The organism is Paraburkholderia sp. NPDC080076 (assembly GCF_050281145.1).
Lineage (GTDB): Bacteria > Pseudomonadota > Gammaproteobacteria > Burkholderiales > Burkholderiaceae > Paraburkholderia.
Genome location: NZ_JBNNWQ010000010.1, coordinates 170147 through 187552, shown reverse-complemented (window position 1 = coordinate 187552; position 17406 = coordinate 170147). Strand labels below are relative to the sequence as shown.

Annotated in this window: 15 protein-coding genes; 6 read left to right on the top strand and 9 right to left on the bottom strand. The window is 61.7% G+C overall.

Annotation, left to right across the window (positions count from 1 at the left end; translation table 11 throughout):
- Window positions 1–4 precede the first annotated feature (4 nt).
- On the bottom strand, window positions 5–1294 hold the full coding sequence (locus ACQKRQ_RS32555) for an MFS transporter (protein WP_427481515.1): 1290 nt from the start codon (window positions 1292–1294) through the stop codon (window positions 5–7).
- Window positions 1295–1435: 141 nt separating this feature from the next.
- Here ACQKRQ_RS32555 and ACQKRQ_RS32550 point away from each other — a divergent pair, with 141 nt between their 5' ends.
- Complete coding sequence (locus ACQKRQ_RS32550) at window positions 1436–2398, top strand: LysR family transcriptional regulator (protein ID WP_427481514.1); 963 nt, start codon at window positions 1436–1438, stop codon at window positions 2396–2398.
- A gap of 118 nt (window positions 2399–2516) precedes the next feature.
- On the opposite strand, the gene ACQKRQ_RS32545 is transcribed toward ACQKRQ_RS32550, so the two are convergent.
- The 3 genes from ACQKRQ_RS32545 to ACQKRQ_RS32535 all read right to left on the bottom strand — a co-directional run bounded on the left by ACQKRQ_RS32545 (window position 2517) and on the right by ACQKRQ_RS32535 (window position 4410).
- Window positions 2517–3548, bottom strand: coding sequence for an alpha/beta hydrolase (locus ACQKRQ_RS32545; protein WP_408313827.1), 1032 nt, complete (start codon window positions 3546–3548; stop codon window positions 2517–2519).
- A gap of 126 nt (window positions 3549–3674) precedes the next feature.
- Entirely contained in the window at window positions 3675–3989 is a 315-nt protein-coding gene (locus ACQKRQ_RS32540) for a DUF4148 domain-containing protein (RefSeq protein ID WP_427481513.1), read from the bottom strand.
- Window positions 3990–4239: 250 nt separating this feature from the next.
- Window positions 4240–4410, bottom strand: a complete 171-nt coding sequence (locus tag ACQKRQ_RS32535; protein WP_427481661.1) for a LuxR C-terminal-related transcriptional regulator — start codon at window positions 4408–4410, stop codon at window positions 4240–4242.
- A 229-nt stretch (window positions 4411–4639) separates the two neighbouring features.
- Here ACQKRQ_RS32535 and ACQKRQ_RS32530 point away from each other — a divergent pair, with 229 nt between their 5' ends.
- Together ACQKRQ_RS32530 and ACQKRQ_RS32525 are read left to right on the top strand one after the other, a co-directional pair.
- A complete protein-coding gene (locus ACQKRQ_RS32530) occupies window positions 4640–5353 on the top strand; it encodes a hypothetical protein (RefSeq protein WP_427481512.1) in 714 nt (237 codons plus the stop codon).
- Window positions 5354–5508: 155 nt separating this feature from the next.
- The gene (locus ACQKRQ_RS32525; protein WP_427481511.1) at window positions 5509–7407 is read left to right on the top strand and encodes a diguanylate cyclase; all 1899 of its coding nucleotides are present in this window, start codon (window positions 5509–5511) and stop codon (window positions 7405–7407) included.
- A gap of 68 nt (window positions 7408–7475) precedes the next feature.
- Here the strand turns inward: ACQKRQ_RS32525 and ACQKRQ_RS32520 are convergent, their stop codons facing one another.
- The 4 genes from ACQKRQ_RS32520 to ACQKRQ_RS32505 form a co-directional block, all read right to left on the bottom strand.
- Entirely contained in the window at window positions 7476–8933 is a 1458-nt protein-coding gene (locus ACQKRQ_RS32520; protein ID WP_427481510.1) for an MEDS domain-containing protein, read from the bottom strand.
- Window positions 8934–9267: 334 nt separating this feature from the next.
- Window positions 9268–10128, bottom strand: a complete 861-nt coding sequence (locus ACQKRQ_RS32515; protein WP_427481509.1) for a class I SAM-dependent methyltransferase — start codon at window positions 10126–10128, stop codon at window positions 9268–9270.
- 305 nt (window positions 10129–10433) lie between these two features.
- A complete protein-coding gene (locus ACQKRQ_RS32510) occupies window positions 10434–10898 on the bottom strand; it encodes an ester cyclase (RefSeq protein ID WP_342960057.1) in 465 nt (154 codons plus the stop codon).
- An 82-nt stretch (window positions 10899–10980) separates the two neighbouring features.
- Entirely contained in the window at window positions 10981–12174 is a 1194-nt protein-coding gene (locus tag ACQKRQ_RS32505; protein WP_427481659.1) for a LysR substrate-binding domain-containing protein, read from the bottom strand.
- 573 nt (window positions 12175–12747) lie between these two features.
- Here ACQKRQ_RS32505 and ACQKRQ_RS32500 point away from each other — a divergent pair.
- The gene (locus tag ACQKRQ_RS32500) at window positions 12748–13803 is read left to right on the top strand and encodes a Dyp-type peroxidase (protein WP_427481657.1); all 1056 of its coding nucleotides are present in this window, start codon (window positions 12748–12750) and stop codon (window positions 13801–13803) included.
- Window positions 13796–14599: a family 1 encapsulin nanocompartment shell protein gene (locus ACQKRQ_RS32495; protein ID WP_427481508.1), complete on the top strand. Its 804-nt coding sequence runs from the start codon at window positions 13796–13798 to the stop codon at window positions 14597–14599. The genes ACQKRQ_RS32500 and ACQKRQ_RS32495 overlap by 8 nt, the downstream gene beginning before the upstream one ends.
- A gap of 18 nt (window positions 14600–14617) precedes the next feature.
- Here the strand turns inward: ACQKRQ_RS32495 and ACQKRQ_RS32490 are convergent, their stop codons facing one another.
- A complete protein-coding gene (locus tag ACQKRQ_RS32490; protein ID WP_427481656.1) occupies window positions 14618–15607 on the bottom strand; it encodes a LysR family transcriptional regulator in 990 nt (329 codons plus the stop codon).
- A 347-nt stretch (window positions 15608–15954) separates the two neighbouring features.
- Here ACQKRQ_RS32490 and ACQKRQ_RS32485 point away from each other — a divergent pair, with 347 nt between their 5' ends.
- Window positions 15955–17382: a PLP-dependent aminotransferase family protein gene (locus tag ACQKRQ_RS32485; RefSeq protein WP_427481507.1), complete on the top strand. Its 1428-nt coding sequence runs from the start codon at window positions 15955–15957 to the stop codon at window positions 17380–17382.
- Window positions 17383–17406 lie beyond the last annotated feature (24 nt).

The following is a 17406-nucleotide window of genomic DNA, read 5'->3' as shown; positions in this document are numbered from 1 at the left end:
GTCCTCAGTCCTGCTTGAGCGTCAGCTTGCCCGTCAATATCAGAATCGCGGCCAATGCGGCAGCGCCAGCCATGACGAAGAGCCCGGTATGCACGCTGCCCGTCGATGCTTTGGCCCAACCGACTACAGCGGGACCCCAGAATCCGCCGGACAGTCCTACGGTATTGATTAGCGCGATGCCGCCCGCCGCCGCCGTTCCCTCGACCAGTTGGGACGGAATGGCCCAAAAAACCGTATAGGCCATCCAGAGGCAAGCCGTTCCCAGCGTCAATGCCACGAGTGTGAGCATCACACTCCCGTCGGCAAAGACGGCCGCGACGAGACACAGCGCAGCGCCAAGCGCCGGAATCGCGCAGTGGAAGCGGCGCTCGCCTACCCGGTCCGAACTGCGGCCCGCGAGGTACATGCAGACGGCGGCCGCGACATAGGGAATCGCGGTGTACCAGCCGAGGCGGATCGTGTCGCTCACGCCCTGATCTTTGAGCAGCGTCGGCAACCAGAAGCTGATCGCATAGATCGGAAAGATGATGCTGAAGTAAGCGAGCGCGAGCACATAGACTCTCGGGCTCTTCAGCACGGCCTTGAACGAGTCAGCGCGATGCTCGGTCGGCGCGGTTTCGCTTCCCAGCAGCAACTTTTCGTCGTCGTTCAGCCAGCGCGCCTGCTCGGGCCGGTCGGACAACACGCGCAGCGTCAGGAGGCCGAGTGCGATGCAAGGCAGGCCCTCCACGAGAAACATCCACTGCCAGCCGGCCAGGCCGCCGACGCCGGACAGACTCGTCATGAGCCACGCCGATACAGGCCCGCCGACAATCCCGCCGAGCGGCCCGGCGACGAACACGAGCGCAATGGCGCGTGCCATCCGCGCGGGCCCGTACCAGCACGACAGGTAATAGATCATGCCCGGCGCGAAACCCGCCTCGAACACGCCGAGGAGAAATCGCATGGCATAAAAGGCCGGCACGCTGCGCACGAACAGCATGCAGGCCGACGTGATGCCCCACAGCACGAGAATGCGGCTGAACGTGCGCCGCGCGCCGACTCTCGGCAGCATGAGATTGCTCGGCAGTTCGAACAGCACGTAGCCGATGAAGAAGATGCCCGCGCCCACTCCGTATGCAGCGTCCGAAAAACCCAGGTCGGTCTGCATCTGCAGCTTGGCGAAGCCGACATTGACCCGGTCCAGATACGCAAACATGTAGCAGGTCACGAGAAACGGCAGAAGCCGCCAGTTGAGCTTGCTGTACAGCGCTGAGGCAGGATCGCCGGCGGCCGATGGATGGATTGCTGACATGCGTGTCTCCCGGTTTTGCGTCCGTGGGCCCGTCGTGCGGGTTAAGTTGATGGTGGCAGGGCAAAACCCCACTAGCAAGAGCAACTAAGTTCACATATCGTTGCTCTGTAGACAACGACAATTGGGCGCTGGAGCGATCAAATGCGAGAAATCAACCAGCAGCGTCTTCGGTATTTCCACGAAGTGCTGACCCACGGCACCATCCGCGGCGCCGCCGACCACATCAATACGTCGCCGTCGGTCATCACGCGGCAGATCAAGTTGCTCGAAGACGAGTTGGGCGCCGTGCTGTTCGAACGCCAGGCGCGCGGGGTCAGGCCGACGGAAGCCGCGGCGCATCTGCTCGAGTTCTGGCAGGGCTACCGGTCGCAGCAGGAAAAACTCGAGGACCAGTTGCACGCGTTGCGGGGGCTTCAGAAGGGACGCATCCAGTTGTCCATCAGCGAAGGTTTCGTCGACACGCTCGTCGACGACGTGCTGGCGCCGTTTTGCACGCGCTATCCGCACCTGGACATCAGCATGACGACGCAGGCGGTAGACGCACTGCTGGACGACGTCGCGGAAAGCCGGGCACATATCGGGCTGGCGTACAATCCGCCGCCCCATCCGCGTATCGAATATCGAGCCAGTTCGCATCAGCCCGTCGTGCTGCTGCTGAGAAAAGACCATCCGCTCGTCAAACGGAAAGGGCCGGCGGGTGTCGATGATCTGCGCGCCTACCCGCTCGCGCTGATGCCTTCCACGTTCGGCATCGGCCATGTCGTTTCGATGTTGGAGTTGGCGGAGAACGTGGTGATCCGCCCGACGTTGACGACGAACTCGCTGAGCGCATTGAAGCGCTTCGTGACGGCGGAAAACTTTGTGACGCTCATCGGAGAGTTCGCTGCATACCGGGAGCTCGCCAGCGGCGAACTGACCACGGTCCCGATTGCGCATCCGTTGTTTGAAAGTGCGCAGGCCAGAGTGCTGGTCAAAACCGGCCGGCCGCTTGCGGCGGGGCCGCTCGAACTGCTCAAGTGGATTCAGGAACGCATGCCGATGTTCTCTACGCCCAAAGCGAAGGAAAGCCCACGGCGAAAGGCTGGTGGGCGGCGGAACAGTTAGCGGTGCATGGCGTGCACCAGTGGCCGAAGAGTCGGCCGCGCGATATGCGCGATATGCAAACGGGCGGCAGCGATCTTGTCTGTCGTTGCGGCCCGTCTTCGTGAACGCGCAAGTAATGCTAGAAACGTGCGACGTCGATCACGGCATCGGCAAACGCTTTCGGCGCTTCCTGCGGCAGATTATGTCCGACACCGCCGCCGATATTCCGGTGCGCGTACTTGCCGGTGAACTTCTTCGCGTACGCTGCCGGTTCGGGATGCGGCGCACCGTTCGCGTCGCCTTCCATCGTGATGGTCGGTACGGAAATCGTCGGCGCCGCTGCCAGACGCTTCTCCAGATCGTCGTACTGCGCCTCGCCCTTGACCAGCCCCAGACGCCAGCGATAGTTGTGAATCACCACCGCAACATGGTCCGGGTTATTGAACGACTGCGCCGAACGCTCGTAGGTCGCATCGTCGAAATTCCATTTCGGCGATGCGGTGTGCCAGATCAGCTTGTTGAAGTCGTGGCGGTTCGCGTCATAACCTGCATAGCCGCGCTCCGTTGCGAAGTAGAACTGATACCACCAGGCCAGCTCCGCCTTCGGTGGCAACGGCGTGCGGTTTGCTTCCTGGCTGCCGATCAGATAGCCGCTCACCGACACCATCGCCTTGCATCGTTCCGGCCACAGCGCGGCGATGATATTCACCGTACGCGCGCCCCAGTCGAAGCCGCCGAAAATCGCCTTGTCGATCTTCAATGCGTCCATCAACGCAATGATGTCGACGGCCACGACAGCCTGCTGGCCGTTGCGCGGCGTATCCGCGGACAGGAAGCGCGTCGTGCCATAGCCACGCAGATACGGCGCAATGACCCGGTAGCCGGATGCCGCGAGCAACGGCATGACTTCGGCAAAGGCATAGATATCGTACGGCCAGCCGTGCAGCAGGATCACAACCGGTCCGTTTTGCGGACCCGCTTCGGCGTAGCCGATGCTGAGCGCGCCCGCATTGATCTGTTTCAGGTTGTCGAACGAGGCGACGCTAGATCCCGCCTTCGTGCTATTGGATTGCGCGTTGGCAAGCCCGCTCAGTCCCAGTTCCATCAGACTCAGGCCCGCCACCGTCGTTCCGAGCAGACGACGGCGCCGAATATTGATCTGGTCAGACATGGCTAATTCTCCTTATGTACGACAGCGCTGAGTTGAACGGTGCGCCCGCAGGACGCACCGTATGCAGAGTCAAGACATCGCGAGGCGTGGCTGGCAAGAACCCGCGTCATCGAAGCTGACCTTCCGTTATGGCTTGGCGTAGATCGCGCCGAGACCGATCACGTCAGTGTCCGACGCACGCGAGCCCGATGCCGAGGTGCCAGCCGTCGCCGGGCCGTATGACGATGCCGGCAGGCCATTTTTTGCGCTCACGCGAGCTTCGGCAGCCTGGATATTCCTGGGATACTGCGTTTCATCGCTCGCGGGGTTGTAACCGGCCTTCTCCAACTGAGCGAGTTCCGCGCGGACCTCTGCCCGCGTAAGCGGATGGTTCGATTGCGCGAACGACAGGGCCGGCAGAGCGACAGCAGCAGCGACGATAAGCGATTGAATGACTTTCATGACTTTCACCTCGAGAAAATGTCTTCTACGCAAACGCCCGTTTGCGTTTTCGGTTAGCAAGGCCAGTTCGGCTGGCTTGGAACCATTAGACCCCGTGGACGTATCTGGCTTATGTCGGCAATGCCCGTTGGTGAAACGTTATGTACCCTGCCACGGCGCAGATACATTGCGATACAAAGAAGCAGGCCGACGCAAAGTCGCTCGCCTTCCTGAGATTGCCGAGCCGAATCGGGCCGGTTCAACTTGCCTCTCACTCTTCGCCCATGATGAGCAGAAAGAGTGTTGCCGGGGAGGAAATAGTCAGTTTCCAGTAGAGATTGCGCCGGTGAACCTTGGCAGTGGCGGGCGACACATCCAGTTGCCTGGCCATGTTGCGCCGCTCACTGCCCATCGACAGCGACAGCGTCAGCGCGGCGATCACCAATCAGGCTTGTTTGTTACCCGAACGCTAATGCCGCTGCGCGTGCTTATGTGAAGCCGGCCATCCTCGACAATGAAGCGGTCTATCCTCGCGGTGAGAAGATGCAATCGCTCACTCCGTCATTGCCTTTGCCGACCGAAATCCTTCTCCCGCAAAACAGGCTGTGGACACAACTCAAAGCGGGGCGGTAACTTACAATGATGCAGATGAGCCCTCATCCACAGCATCGATGCGACACGTACTGACTTCCTATTTCTGGAGTGGCGACGCCATTCGCAGTCGAAACGTGAGTGACATCGTGCTGTCAGGCACGCTCGACGTGCCTTCGCCCCCGGCTCGAGTGCTCGCGGATTGGGACCGGGAGACGTCGTCGCGCATGGTCCTCGAACCCGGTGACGTCGAGGTCATGCCGTTGGCGCGAACGCAGGTGCGCTGGCCGGACTACGCACGCTGCGTGCGGGCAATATCCGAGTGGACGAGCGCGCTCTGCCTGCCCGCAGTGCTTGCGGCCAGTGACATAGCCCTCATGGCGTGCCGCGGCGCAAGGTATCACCATGACGGCGCGCAATACGGCGGTGCGGCTTTTTGCAATCTGTTCCTCAGCGAGGACAAGGGGCTGGACGTGCATTTCCCCGGTACAGGTCATCGCATTCCTCTGACTCGCGGAACGGCGTTGATATTCGACACCGGCCAGCCGCATGGTGTGATCCGGCGCGGCAGCAGCGGCTTTAGTGCGGCCGACTTCGCGCCGGATCAGGATTGCACGCAAATATTCCTGACTTGGGAGCTTCCGATCGAAGATGTTCACGTTGCGCGCGCGCTTAACGTTGTCTTCGACATCGCCCCCTCGACCCCGTTGCAAGCGGACGAAGAGCAGGTCTGCGTGAATGGTGAACCGGCCAGCGTGTGCCCGGAATCCGGTCGTTGGCGTCGGCTTGAATGATCGTCGGCGTTTGCGGCGGGTTGGTGTAACTGAGCCTTGCCTCCCACAGGCAACGGCCTCAAGATTGGCCTCCAGGCGGCCGTTAACATAGCGGTAGTTCGATATGCTGCCCGCGGTTGACGGTCCGCGACAGTCGTTGCACAACGAGAATGGTTATGACACGCCCGCGAACCGGGACACGGACGCCCGACATTGCCGTAACCGATGGGTCCGAAGCGCGGACATCACTGCCTCAAGCGCTCATCGTCGAACCGTTGTCCTCGCCGACGTATTGGCAAAAGGGCATGGCCTTGCTCGCCGCGCTGGTGGTGACCGCACTGGCGTTCCTTGCAAGCCGCGGCCTGCGGGCCATGACCGGGCAGGTTGCGCCGATGTGGCTGAGCAACGCCGTGCTGCTCGCTCAGATGATCGTCGCCCGGCGGGAACAGCGGCGCTGGGTCTTGTGCGGTGGCACGCTAGGCGACTTCACCGCCAATCTGCTGATAGGACGCAGCCTGCACACGTCGGTCTCTTTCACGTCGGCGGATATGCTTCAGGTCGTGATCGCGTTTGCGTTTGCTCCACGCGTGACGACGGTGGCCGAGTTTATCCGGCCCAAAGCGCTCCTCAAATTCCTCTTCGGCGGCGTGCTGCTTGCGTCGGTCGCGTCAGGTATGTGGGCCACGCTTTTGCTTGAGGGCAGAATCGGCCATTTACTTTTGCCCACGCTGGCGCCCTGGTTCATCTCGGATGGTTTGAGCCTCATCATCATCACGCCGGTCGCGATGGTGTTCTGGAGCGGCGAGCTTGCCCGGGTTCTACGTAGCGGCAATCGCTTCAAGACCTGCGCACTGGTGGCGTTGGTGGGCGTCGTGACGAGTTGCATATTCGGTTTGCAGATCAGCGCACCATTGTTGTACTGGGTACTTCCGCCCATTGTGCTGCTCGCGTTTCAGGCCGAAATTGCGGGCGTTCTGCTTGGCTTGCTCCTTTGTCTCGCGATCGCGCTCTGGTTCACCGCGCACGGTTCGGGGCCGCTCTGGGCTTATCCGTTCGAAAGCATGCAGCATCGCGTTTTCGCTTTGCAGCTGTTTTTCGTCGCCGCCCTCGGCGTGGCGTTGCCGATCAGCGCGATCCAGATGCAGCGCAATCGCATGATCGGGCTCCTGCGTGACGGCGAAAAACGCTTCCGCACGCTGGCGGAAAACGCCACGGATGTCGTGATGAGCATGCAACTCGACGGCAGGCTGACCTACGTGTCACCGCGTGCGTTCGAGGCGTGGGGTCGCGCGCCTGAACAGCTGATCGGCGTGCATTACGCGGATCTGGTCGATGCCGCCGACCGCAATACCTTGGCGGCGATGATCGAGCAGGTCGCGACCGGCCGGGGCGAAGCCTCGCAGATCAGCCGTTTCCCGCGCGACGGCGGCTTGCGCTGGATAGAAACTCACGTGCGTCCGGTGATCGATCCGTTGTCCGGCACATTGAACGGCCTCACCGCGATGGCGCGCGACGTAACGGAACAAAAAGCCATCGAACAGCGCCACGCCGATGAGCGCCGCGAGCTGGAAGGCCTCGCGTTCCGCGACAGTCTCACGGGACTATTCAATCGCCGCTACTTCGATCGCGAACTCAAGCAACGCTGCCAGCAGGGTTCGCATACGGAGACTTATCTTGCTGTCGTGATGATCGACGTCGACAACTACAAGAGCTACAACGATCACTTCGGTCATCAGACAGGCGATGAATGCTTGCGCACCATCGCCCGCTCGATAGCGGCATCTTCAGCAAAGTACACCGACCTGGTCGCGCGCTATGGCGGCGAGGAATTCGCCTTGATTCTGGCGCACGCCGAACCGGATCGGGCACTCGCCGTGGCGGAGCAAATTCGCGAGGACGTGGAGAAGCTACGGCTTCCCCATCCGCCGAGCGTCTCGGGCGTCGTCACGATCAGCCTCGGCGTCTGCGCGCAGCGCAGTGAAAAGTGCGGCGATGGCAGCACTGTGGTCGCTGCAGCGGACATGGCGCTGTATTCGGCGAAGCGGCTCGGCCGCAACCGCACGTGTGTGGCCTGACGACGCGACGCGTTCATCAATTGCGTGCGGATCAGGCAGGCGTTCGACGTTGAGATAGCGCGTGATTGCTATGCGGCAATGCCTTGCGTCACGGGTGCAACGCAAACCGCTTCGCACTCTTGTGCTTCGGGCGCGATCGAATTGACTGGCGTGACCATGCTTGCCAGCGGCAAGCGCACCACGAATTCCGAGCCACGGCCGAGTCCCCCGGAAAACGCCTCGACGGTACCGCCATGGCTCGCGACGATATCGCGAACCACCGCCAACCCGAGTCCATGACCCTTGGCACCCAATGCGCAGCCCGCAAGTCCGCGCTCGTAAGGCTTGAAGATGGTCGCAAGCTCGCCCGGCGCGATGCCGATGCCTTCGTCGCTCACGCTGATATAACAGTAACGCCCGGCGCGGGACGCCGTCACCTTGATCGCATCCGCAGCCGCCGAATATTTGAGCGCGTTGACCAGCAGATTGACGAACACCTGGGTCAGCTTGCCGAAGTCGCCTTGCACCCGCAACGGCGCAACGCTCGCCGTCAGTCGAATGGGCGCGTGATCCGATGCGCCCGCTTCCGCTACCTGAACACAATGCGCGAGCAGATCACCGACGTCGACCGGCGCGGGACGCGCGACCGTGCTCTCGCGCGACGAGCATGCCAAAGCGCCCAACGCCGGTTCAAGCGAACCGGCGAACTCCGCATCATCCGGCGCCATCAATTGCTGGGCCAACTGCCCGAGCAGGCTTGCTTGCCGGGAGAGCAGAAGCGCGTACCGCGTCAACTGTTCGTCATGGCCGTACTGGGCGTCCAACAGACGCGCGAGCAGGCCAAGCGGTGTGATCGCGTTGCGGATTTCGTGGCCTATCGTTGCGCCGATCGATGCTTCTTTCGTTTCATCGCTACGCTCGCCAAGGGTGACGACGTTCTCCGAACGCTGCATGGTCTGCGCACGCGAATGCCGGGAGATCCCGACACGCGGCGGCTCGATCTTCGCATCGTGCAGGCGTTCGATTTCCCGCATCTGCGCAGTGCGAAGCTTTTCCACGCAGTACGTGCACAAACCGATGATCGGCCGCGCGGCAAGCTTCTCCTTCAGCGAGGCTTCGTAGTCGAGCAGCGCGACCCAGTCGGTGGTTTCGTTGCAGACGGCGTCGCCGGCCACTCGCAGTCCTTCGAAGCCTCGCCCCAGCGCGTCGTTGATCGCCTTCGACCACAAGCCCACGGTAGCGCCGCCGTTGAAGCCCGTTTTAGGCGAGGAGTAGATCTGTGCGCCGTCGAGAATCTGCAATTGGCCCGCGTCGATATAGTCAGCGAGTGCAGGCGCGGTTCGCGTGAGCATATAGCGGGCTTTGTCGGGTCCCAGCAACGCGGGCGCGACCCACACGCCCGCTTCGCGATTGGCGAGTCCGGCATGGAGGAAGTCCGCGGTGACGCTGAGCAATTCGCTCCGCGATTCGTAGAAGTGACACAGATGTGAGCCCCAAGAGAGGGCTCCAAGCGCGGGAAAACCGCTTTTGCGCGTTCCGGTGGTCATCGTTTCCCTGAAAGTGCGTGGGTCAAGAACCACAGTCGCGCTAGGTTTTAACGATGGCCCGCGCGCTCGAATATAAATGTCACGGCACCTCCCGCGTCGGTCCGGCGATCCTGAAGGACAGGAGGCGGAACTGCCGCGTTGGTGCTCGATATGTGGGATTCAGCAGGATTTAAAATTACGCGAGGGGAGATTTTGAATGAATAGATATTTTCCCTAGGCATGTTTCTTGACGTGAAAGTGCGTCTGGTCATACACGCGTCAATCTCGATTGGCATACGACTTGGGGACGTGTGGTCAGCCGCGCACTCATGTCGCGTCGGAAGTGCGAGAGCAGCTATGTGCTTGCCACAAGCAATTCCTCCGCATTGTTCGGCGGACGCAGACCGTCCGTCCTGCCCGCGAAGTAGCGCTGGGTAAGATCGGCCGCCGAAACGTGCCGTGCCTCTCTAAAGCCGGCTTCATGGGCCAGCGCCAGCATCTCCGGTGGAGTGAAGAAGCTGAGAAAAGGTGTGCCGCTTGCTCGCGCGCCCTTCTCCGCCATCTCGAGTCCGGGACGTACCTCGGGGTCCGCCAGTTCCAGCGGGAGCAGGAACGTCATGGCGAGCGTCGACCCTGAGGCGAGCGACGCAACCTGGCGCAGCGCGGCCGCGTTCGCGTCCCTCGTCAGATACATACTGACACCCGTGGAGACGACGATTGCCGGCTTGCTTTCATCGAAGCCGGCAGTCATCAACTCGTCCCGCCAGTTCCGGCCCGCCTCGAAATCGATCGGCACGAAGCGCAGCCAGTCCGGGACGCCGAAGCCGAGTTCGATCAGGCGCTGACGCTTCCACGCTTGAGGACCGGGCTGGTCGATCTCGAACACCTTGAGGCGGGAGGCGATCTCCGGCCTGCGCTGTGCGAAGCTGTCGAGGCCGGCACCGAGAATGACATACTGACTCAGCCCTCGCCCGGCCTGTTCCACGACCAGGTCTTCGATGAAGCGGGCCCGCGCCACGATCGAGGCGCGAAAGGGCCGCGTGAACTGCGGGTCCATGTCGCCGCGGGCACGCCAGTCCTCATCCGGAGCCAGCAGCTCGAGGCCGATTTCGTCTTCCAGTACATGCGGCGGCGGGTCGGCCTCGACGTGCAACGCACGCCACAAGGCGACGCGCGCCGCTGTGCTGTCTGGCGCCACATCTCGCATGTCGTTCATGACTTTCAATCCCGTTTGTTCGTTCTCGGCCCCGATTCGCCATCGCGCAGACGCACCTGCCGCGCTCCTGTCGCCCACAACAGGCTATGATGGAGAAGTGGGTATGACGAGCCGATGACGAGGGACAGCGTGTCACAGACAAGCCCTGATCGCAAGACGACGTTTAGCAAACGCCTCTTATGGTTCGTTGGATTGTGGCTGCTCGGCGTCACCGGGGCAGTGTTGCTCGCGTTGCCGTTTCGTCTTCTGATCGCCGCGGCAATGCATTATCAGCACTGAGACGCTGCCGATACACGGTGCCTGCATCAAGGTCGTTCGAGCATTTTCGGCAACTGTCCGAGCTGTCGAAACAGCGACAGCCAGTCCTCGAGGTGCCAGGTTTTCTCGATCAGATTTCCACGCATCTGATGGAAAGAATGAATCGCGAATTTCACGTGCTTGGAACTCGCGTCAATGCCGAGCAGTTTTCCTGTTTGCGTGCCGCTGATTTCCGCGCGAACACCAATCCGGTCTCCATGCACCAGCAAGTCGAGTATTTCGACTTTCATGTCCGGAAGCGCGGTCGCAATGTCATGGAATACCTGAACCATTTGACCGGGTCCGTGAGTGGCGCCGCGGGGCTCCGGGATGTACTGCCAGTCGGGGGTGACGACCTTCGCCAACAACTCGACGCTTTTCTGCTCGAACGCTCGATAGAAGCCTTCAACCGCTTCACGAGCCGCCACTTCGTCGGTACCTGAGGTCATGATCCGTTGCTCCTGAAGATGCAAGTCACCATGTTAGACCGAATCATCTCCGGCAGCTTCAGGCATTCGCGTGACAAGCAGGCATCCCGGCGCGCCACGTCCATTATCAGCCGAGCGATTTGCGAAAAACACTTCCGCCATAGCCGAGCACGATATTGTCGACTTCAAACGGTGACGCTTCCTGCGCCTCGAGGATGAATGCAACGCTGCCGGCGGTGAGCTTGCTCGCTATCGATGCGACCAGTTCATTATCGAGCGTCTCCTTGATCGCATGCCCAGCGAGGCCGCCGCTCGCCCCGACAGTGAAGCCCACTATCACGCCGGCCGGTCCACCGAGCATGCCGATCAGGCCACCAGTCAGCGCGCCGATCACGGTCCCCCAAAACGGCCGCGTGTACTTGTCGAGCACGTTCAGTTGACCTATGGCGTCTTTTTGCACCAACACGCCGCTCTCGATCTTGAAACCGAGGTCTTTTTCCTCGAAGTTCCTGAAATCCCGCCCCGCTCGTTCGGCTACGTCAACGCTGTCGAAAACCGCGACGATCAACTGTTGTGCCATTTGATAGCTCCTCAGATCGCAAACGTTATCTGTCAAAGATAGCGACTTTCGAAAAGCGCGCCACTTTTTTGTTTCCGATTCCTGGCATCGGTCGAAATGGGAGTGGGTTGCCGCGCGCGCTCCCCGGAGAAGTTCCGGCACGCACTTCAGCAGCAGCGCCACGATTAGCCGTACCGGCGTCGGCACCACGCGTTGTGTTTGAGTCAACAGATTCAGCTCGAAAGGCGGCAGGTCGAAATCCGGCAACAGACGAACGAGCCGGCCGGCCGCGCGCGCGTCGACGCAGGCTGGCTCTTCCAGCACGCCAATGCCCGCACCGGCGACGATCATTTCATACATGGGCCGCCAATGACTGCTCTTCACCGCAGTATGGATCGGAGCACTCTCCACGACGCTCGCCGGGTAACTGAGCGGCAACTGGTTCGTGCCGAACATGCCCCGGACTCGAATGAACGGATGCTTTGCCAGGTCGGACGGCTCGCTGATCGGACCATGCTGATCCACATAGCCCGGCGCGGCAACGAGAACACGCCCAACCTGCCCGAGTCGGCGGATAATGAACGCCCCCTCTCCGACTTGCCCAAGGCGAAAGGAAATATCCACGCCCTCCGTCGCGAGATCGACGATCCTGTCGTTCAGCACGAGTTCCAGATCCAGTTGCGGATAGGTTGCACACACAAGCGCCAATGCCTTCGGCACGACCGTCTCGCCGAAGCAGTGAGGCGCCGCGATGCGAATCATGCGAGGCCGCTGGTATGCGTCGGCGGTTCTCTTCGGTTTGGGCTCGCTCATGCTGTCGCTCAAATCCGTAGCATGCAATCGACCCGTATCCGACGTCGCTCGGTGGCCGCTCATTGCATCCATATCTATTTGCAATGCGAACGAATTACCCCCGTCCTTTTGCCAATCCGCTAGACAGGCTCGATGGATTGCCTTCCTCCCGGCGGATATTAGCGATGTGACAGTGGAATGAAAAGCCGCTCGACCCGATATGAAGTATCGAAGGGAGCAGCGGGTGCTGGCGCCGGATCAACGTAGAATTTATCGCATGCCGAAGACGGCGCGCAGTTTCCACAAAGTACCCGCTCGGTATAACATCTGTGGGCGTGATGGACGTCAACCGTGTCACGCGTGTTGCGCCCTCCCGGTGACAAGGCAAGGCGGTACGCATGCCCGAGGCGGCGCGCAACAGCTAACCCGCTTCAATCATTCAAACGAAACTCGCGCCCGCCTCCGGCATGTGAAACGCGTAGGCGGAACGACATGGGTTCTACTGCTGTCGGAACCCGTAACGGTCTCTCAACACTCAAGCCGATGCCCAACGAAATCCCGGAACCGCAAGCAATTTGTAATGACGTCTCCCGCAGCGCGATCTTCATTGTCGCGACCGTCGCGAACGACCGCGATCAGGAGGCCAAGGTGCGCGAATGGTGCGGCGACATTGCCGCCCTCGTGCGCGCGGTCGGTAAGCGGGTGCCTTCCGGCAATCTGTCGTGCGTCTGTTCCTTCGGCTCCCACGCGTGGGACAGGCTGTTCGGCGCACCCCGGCCCGCCCTGCTGCACCCGTTCCGGGACATCGGCGAAGGCGACCGGCGCGCGCTGGGAACGCCGGGCGATTTCCTGCTGCACATCCGCGCCGATCACATGGATCTCTGTTTCGAGCTCGCCACGCAGTTGCTCGGCGCACTCGGCGACGCGGTCACCGTGGTCGATGAAGTTCACGGTTTTCGCTACTTCGATATGCGCGACATGGTGGGGTTCGTCGACGGCACCGAGAACCCGGCAGGCCGCGCCGCCGACGAATACACGCTCATCACCGAGGATCCGGGATTCGAAGGCGGCAGCTATGTACTGGTGCAGAAGTACCTGCACGACATGGACGGCTGGAACGCGCTCTCCGTCGAGACGCAGGAGCGCATCATCGGTCGCAAGAAACTGTCCGACGTCGAGCTCGACGCAGCGGTCAAACCGTCGTCGTCGCACAGCTCGCTGACCACGATCACCGAGAACGGCAAGGAAGTGAAGATCTTGCGCGACAACATGCCATTCGGCCGCCTCGGCGCGGGCGAGTTCGGCACCTACTTCATCGGCTATGCGCGTTCCCCCGCGCCGATCGAACAGATGCTGGAGAACATGTTCATCGGGCGGCCGCCGGGCAATTACGACCGGCTGCTCGACTATAGCCGCGCAGTCACGGGCGGCCTCTTCTTCGTGCCGTCGGTCACCTTGCTCGAGGAGCTCGCGGACCGCGATCCGCCGAGCGTCACGGCCGCTATCGAATCACAGCCTGAACCCTCTTCGCCCGCCGAGCCGCGCCACGACGGCTCGCTGAATATTGGCTCTCTCAAGGGAATCTCCCAACATGAATAACCTGCATCGCGAGCTCGCCCCCATCTCCAGTGCCGCCTGGTCGCAGATCGAAAACGAAGTGGCGCGCACGTTCAAACGCAGTGTTGCCGGCCGTCGCGTGGTCGACGTCAAGGGTCCCGGCGGAACCGAGCTGTCCGGCGTCGGCACAGGGCATCAGATCGCGATTACCGCGCCCCAACAGGGCGTCGCGGCGAAGCTGGCGGAGGTCAAGAGTCTCGTTCAGTTCACCGTGCCGTTCGAGTTGCAGCGCGATGCGATCGACAGCGTGTTACGCGGCGCGAACGACGCCGACTGGCAGCCCGCGAAAGACGCAGCGAAAGAGCTCGCCTATGCCGAAGATCGCGCGATCTTCGACGGATATCAGGCTGCGGGGATCGGCGGGATTCGCGAAGGCTCGTCGAATCAGCCGCTCGCGCTGCCCGCCGACATCGGCGACTATCCGGACGCGATCAGCAATGCGCTGGAAGAATTGCGGCTTGCCGGCGTGGACGGTCCGTATTCCGTGCTGCTCGGCGCCGACGCCTACACAGCGCTCAGCGAGGCGCGCGATCAGGGCTATCCGGTGATCGAGCACATCAAGCGGATCGTGAACGGCGACATCATCTGGGCACCGGCGCTGACGGGCGGCAGCGTGCTCTCCACGCGAGGCGGCGACTTCGAGTTGCACCTCGGTGAAGATCTCTCGATCGGCTATCTCAGCCATACCGACACGGTAGTGCGCCTCTATCTGCGCGAGACGCTGACGTTCCTGATGTTGACGAGCGAAGCGTCGGTGTCGTTGACGCTCGCTGAATAAGCGCGGGTCGTTGCGGGCTCAGGCTCGCAACGACTGTTTCAGCAGCGCGGAGTCGGCGGCGTCGGCCAGTGCTTCAAGACCACGGGCCAATTTTCCGCACTCGACGTGCACTCTCTCGAGGATTTCCGGCGTGCACTGTTTCAACATCGTCACAATCAGGCGTACCCGCGGCGGCACCGGACGTTGCGCCTGAATCAGCACATTGACGTCGAAAGGCAGCGCGTCGAATTGCGGCAGCAGACGAACCAGCCGTCCCTCCGCGAGCGCCTCGACGCACGCCGGCTCTTCCAGCACGCCAATGCCCGCACCGGCGACGATCATTTCATACATGGGCCGCCAATGACTGGTCTTCACCGCGGTACGGATGGGAGCGCTCTCGACGACGCTCGCCTGATGTCTGAGCGGCAACTGGTCCGTGCCGAACATGCCCTGCACGCGAATGAACGGATGTTTTACCAGGTCGCAGGGCTCGGTGATCGGACCATGCTGGCTCAGATAGGGCGGCGCTGCAACGAGCACACGCCCGACCTGCCCGAGTTGGCGGGCAATGAACGCCCCTTCTCCGAGTTGTCCGAGACGAAAGGAAATATCCACGCCCTCCGTCACGAGATCGACGATCCTGTCGTTCAGCACCAGTTCCAGATCCAGTTGCGGATAGGCCGCCCGTACGAGCGTCAACGCTTCCGGCACGACCGTCTCGCCGAAGCAGTGAGGCGCCGCGATGCGAACCGTGCCTCTGAGCGCCTGCTCGTCGTTCGACACGTCCGCGACCGCCTGCTCGACGGCCCAGAGAATCCTCTTGCTACGCTCGTAGAAGGTGACGCCTTCGGGCGTGCAATTGAACGCACGTGCACTACGCAGCAGGAGCCGGCAGCCGAGATACGCCTCAAGCCGCTCGATGCGTTCGCTCGCGGCGGGCTGCCCGATATTCAGATCCCTGGCCGCGCCGGAAATGCTCTCGCGCTCCACCACTCTCACGTAAATGCGCATGGCTTCGAGCAGATTCATCATCCCCCGCCTCCCTTTGCGCCGGTCCTGCGTGACGCCAACGGCGAAGCATCGGAACGCTGATGGCGTGCGTGGCGGTTTCCCTTCAGATTGACGTCTTGCATGTGTTGGCTCCAGTTCTTCACGCATCGACAGACCCCTGTTTAAGGGCCTCGCGAACATGCGTTCGATGGAGAACAGAGTAAGGCGGGGCGGTCGACCGCAGAGTGCACAAATCGGCCCGGCTGGCATCAGTACAGTTCTGCTAGGATTTGCGCACCGGACGGCGGCACGTCCGCGCGAGCGCGTGTCAGGCAGCGGAGTGGCCGGTGCAACTTGCCGTTGCGAAACGCCAGGGAAATCGTCCGATGAATCTCTATGAGAAGCTTGCAGACGACATCGAAAAGCTGATCCGGCAGGGCGTCTACAGCCACGGTGAACGCCTGCCGTCGGTGCGCCAGACCAGCCAGCAGCATCGGATCAGCGTGACCACCGTCATCCGCGCCTACTTATTGCTTGAAAGCCAGGGGCTGCTCACGAGCCGGCCGCAATCGGGCTATTTCGTCAATTTCCGCGGCGACGGAGGCGAGCGGAAGACACTCGAACTGCGCCCATCGAAACCGATTCCGATTTCGTCGCCGGTCGATGTCAGCCGGCTGGTGCTTTCCACGCTGCGCTCGATCGGCGTCGACGACGCGGTGCCGCTCGGCTCGCCCTACCCTGATGCGAGCCTGTTTCCCTTCGAGAAACTCAACCGTTACGCTTACGATGCGGGGCGAGGCAAGACACGGTGGGGCGTGACCGACGCGCTGCCGCCGGGCAATGCGGCACTGGTGCGCCAGATTGCGCGTCGCTACCTCGAAAACGGTATGGCCGTCGATCCCAACGAGATCATCGTCACGGTCGGCGCAACCGAGGCGATCAATCTGTGCCTGCAGGCCGTCGCCAAACCAGGCGATACGATCGCCGTCGAGTCACCCACGTTCTACGCGATGCTGCACGCGATCGAACGGATGGGCATGAAGGCGATCGAGGTGTCCACACATCCCGAACACGGTATCGACATCGAAGCGCTTGCGGCGATCGTGGAATCGCACACGGTCACCGCCTGCATGGTCATGCCGAATTTCCAGAACCCGCTGGGGTTTCTGATGCCCGACGAGCGCAAGCGCGAGCTCGTCGCATACTTGACGAAGCGGGACATACCGGTCATCGAGAACGGTGTCTACAACGAGTTGCACTTCGCTAGCACGTATCCGAGCACGTTGAAGTCCTACGACACGAAGGGATTGGTGCTTCACTGCGCGTCATTTTCGAAGACCCTCACGGCAGCGTACCGGATTGGTTGGGCGATGCCGGGCCGCTATCGCGATCAGGTCGAGAAGCTCAAGTTTCTGAACACGTTGACCACACCGGCCATTCCGCAACTGGCGATCGCGGAATTTCTGGAGCGCGATGGTTACGAGCATCACCTGCGGCGGCTTCGGAAAATGTATGCGCAGCAGGCGAAGCTGATGAAGGCGACCGTGTCGCGTTTCTTCCCTGAAGGTACGCGCATGTCCAATCCCGCGGGCGGCTACGTGCTGTGGATCGAATTGCCGCCCAAGGTCGACGCGATGCGGCTTTATAAGCTGGCGCTCGAACAGGGCATCACGATCGGACCGGGCTATATGTTCTCGATCTCGGAGACGACCTACCGGAATTTCATCCGCCTGAATTACAGCAGCCCCTGGTCGAGCGAGATCGAACAGGCCGTGATTACCGTCGGCAAGCTTGTTGCCCTGTGCGCCCGCTAACCGCCGTGCCCGTGCAACCTTGCT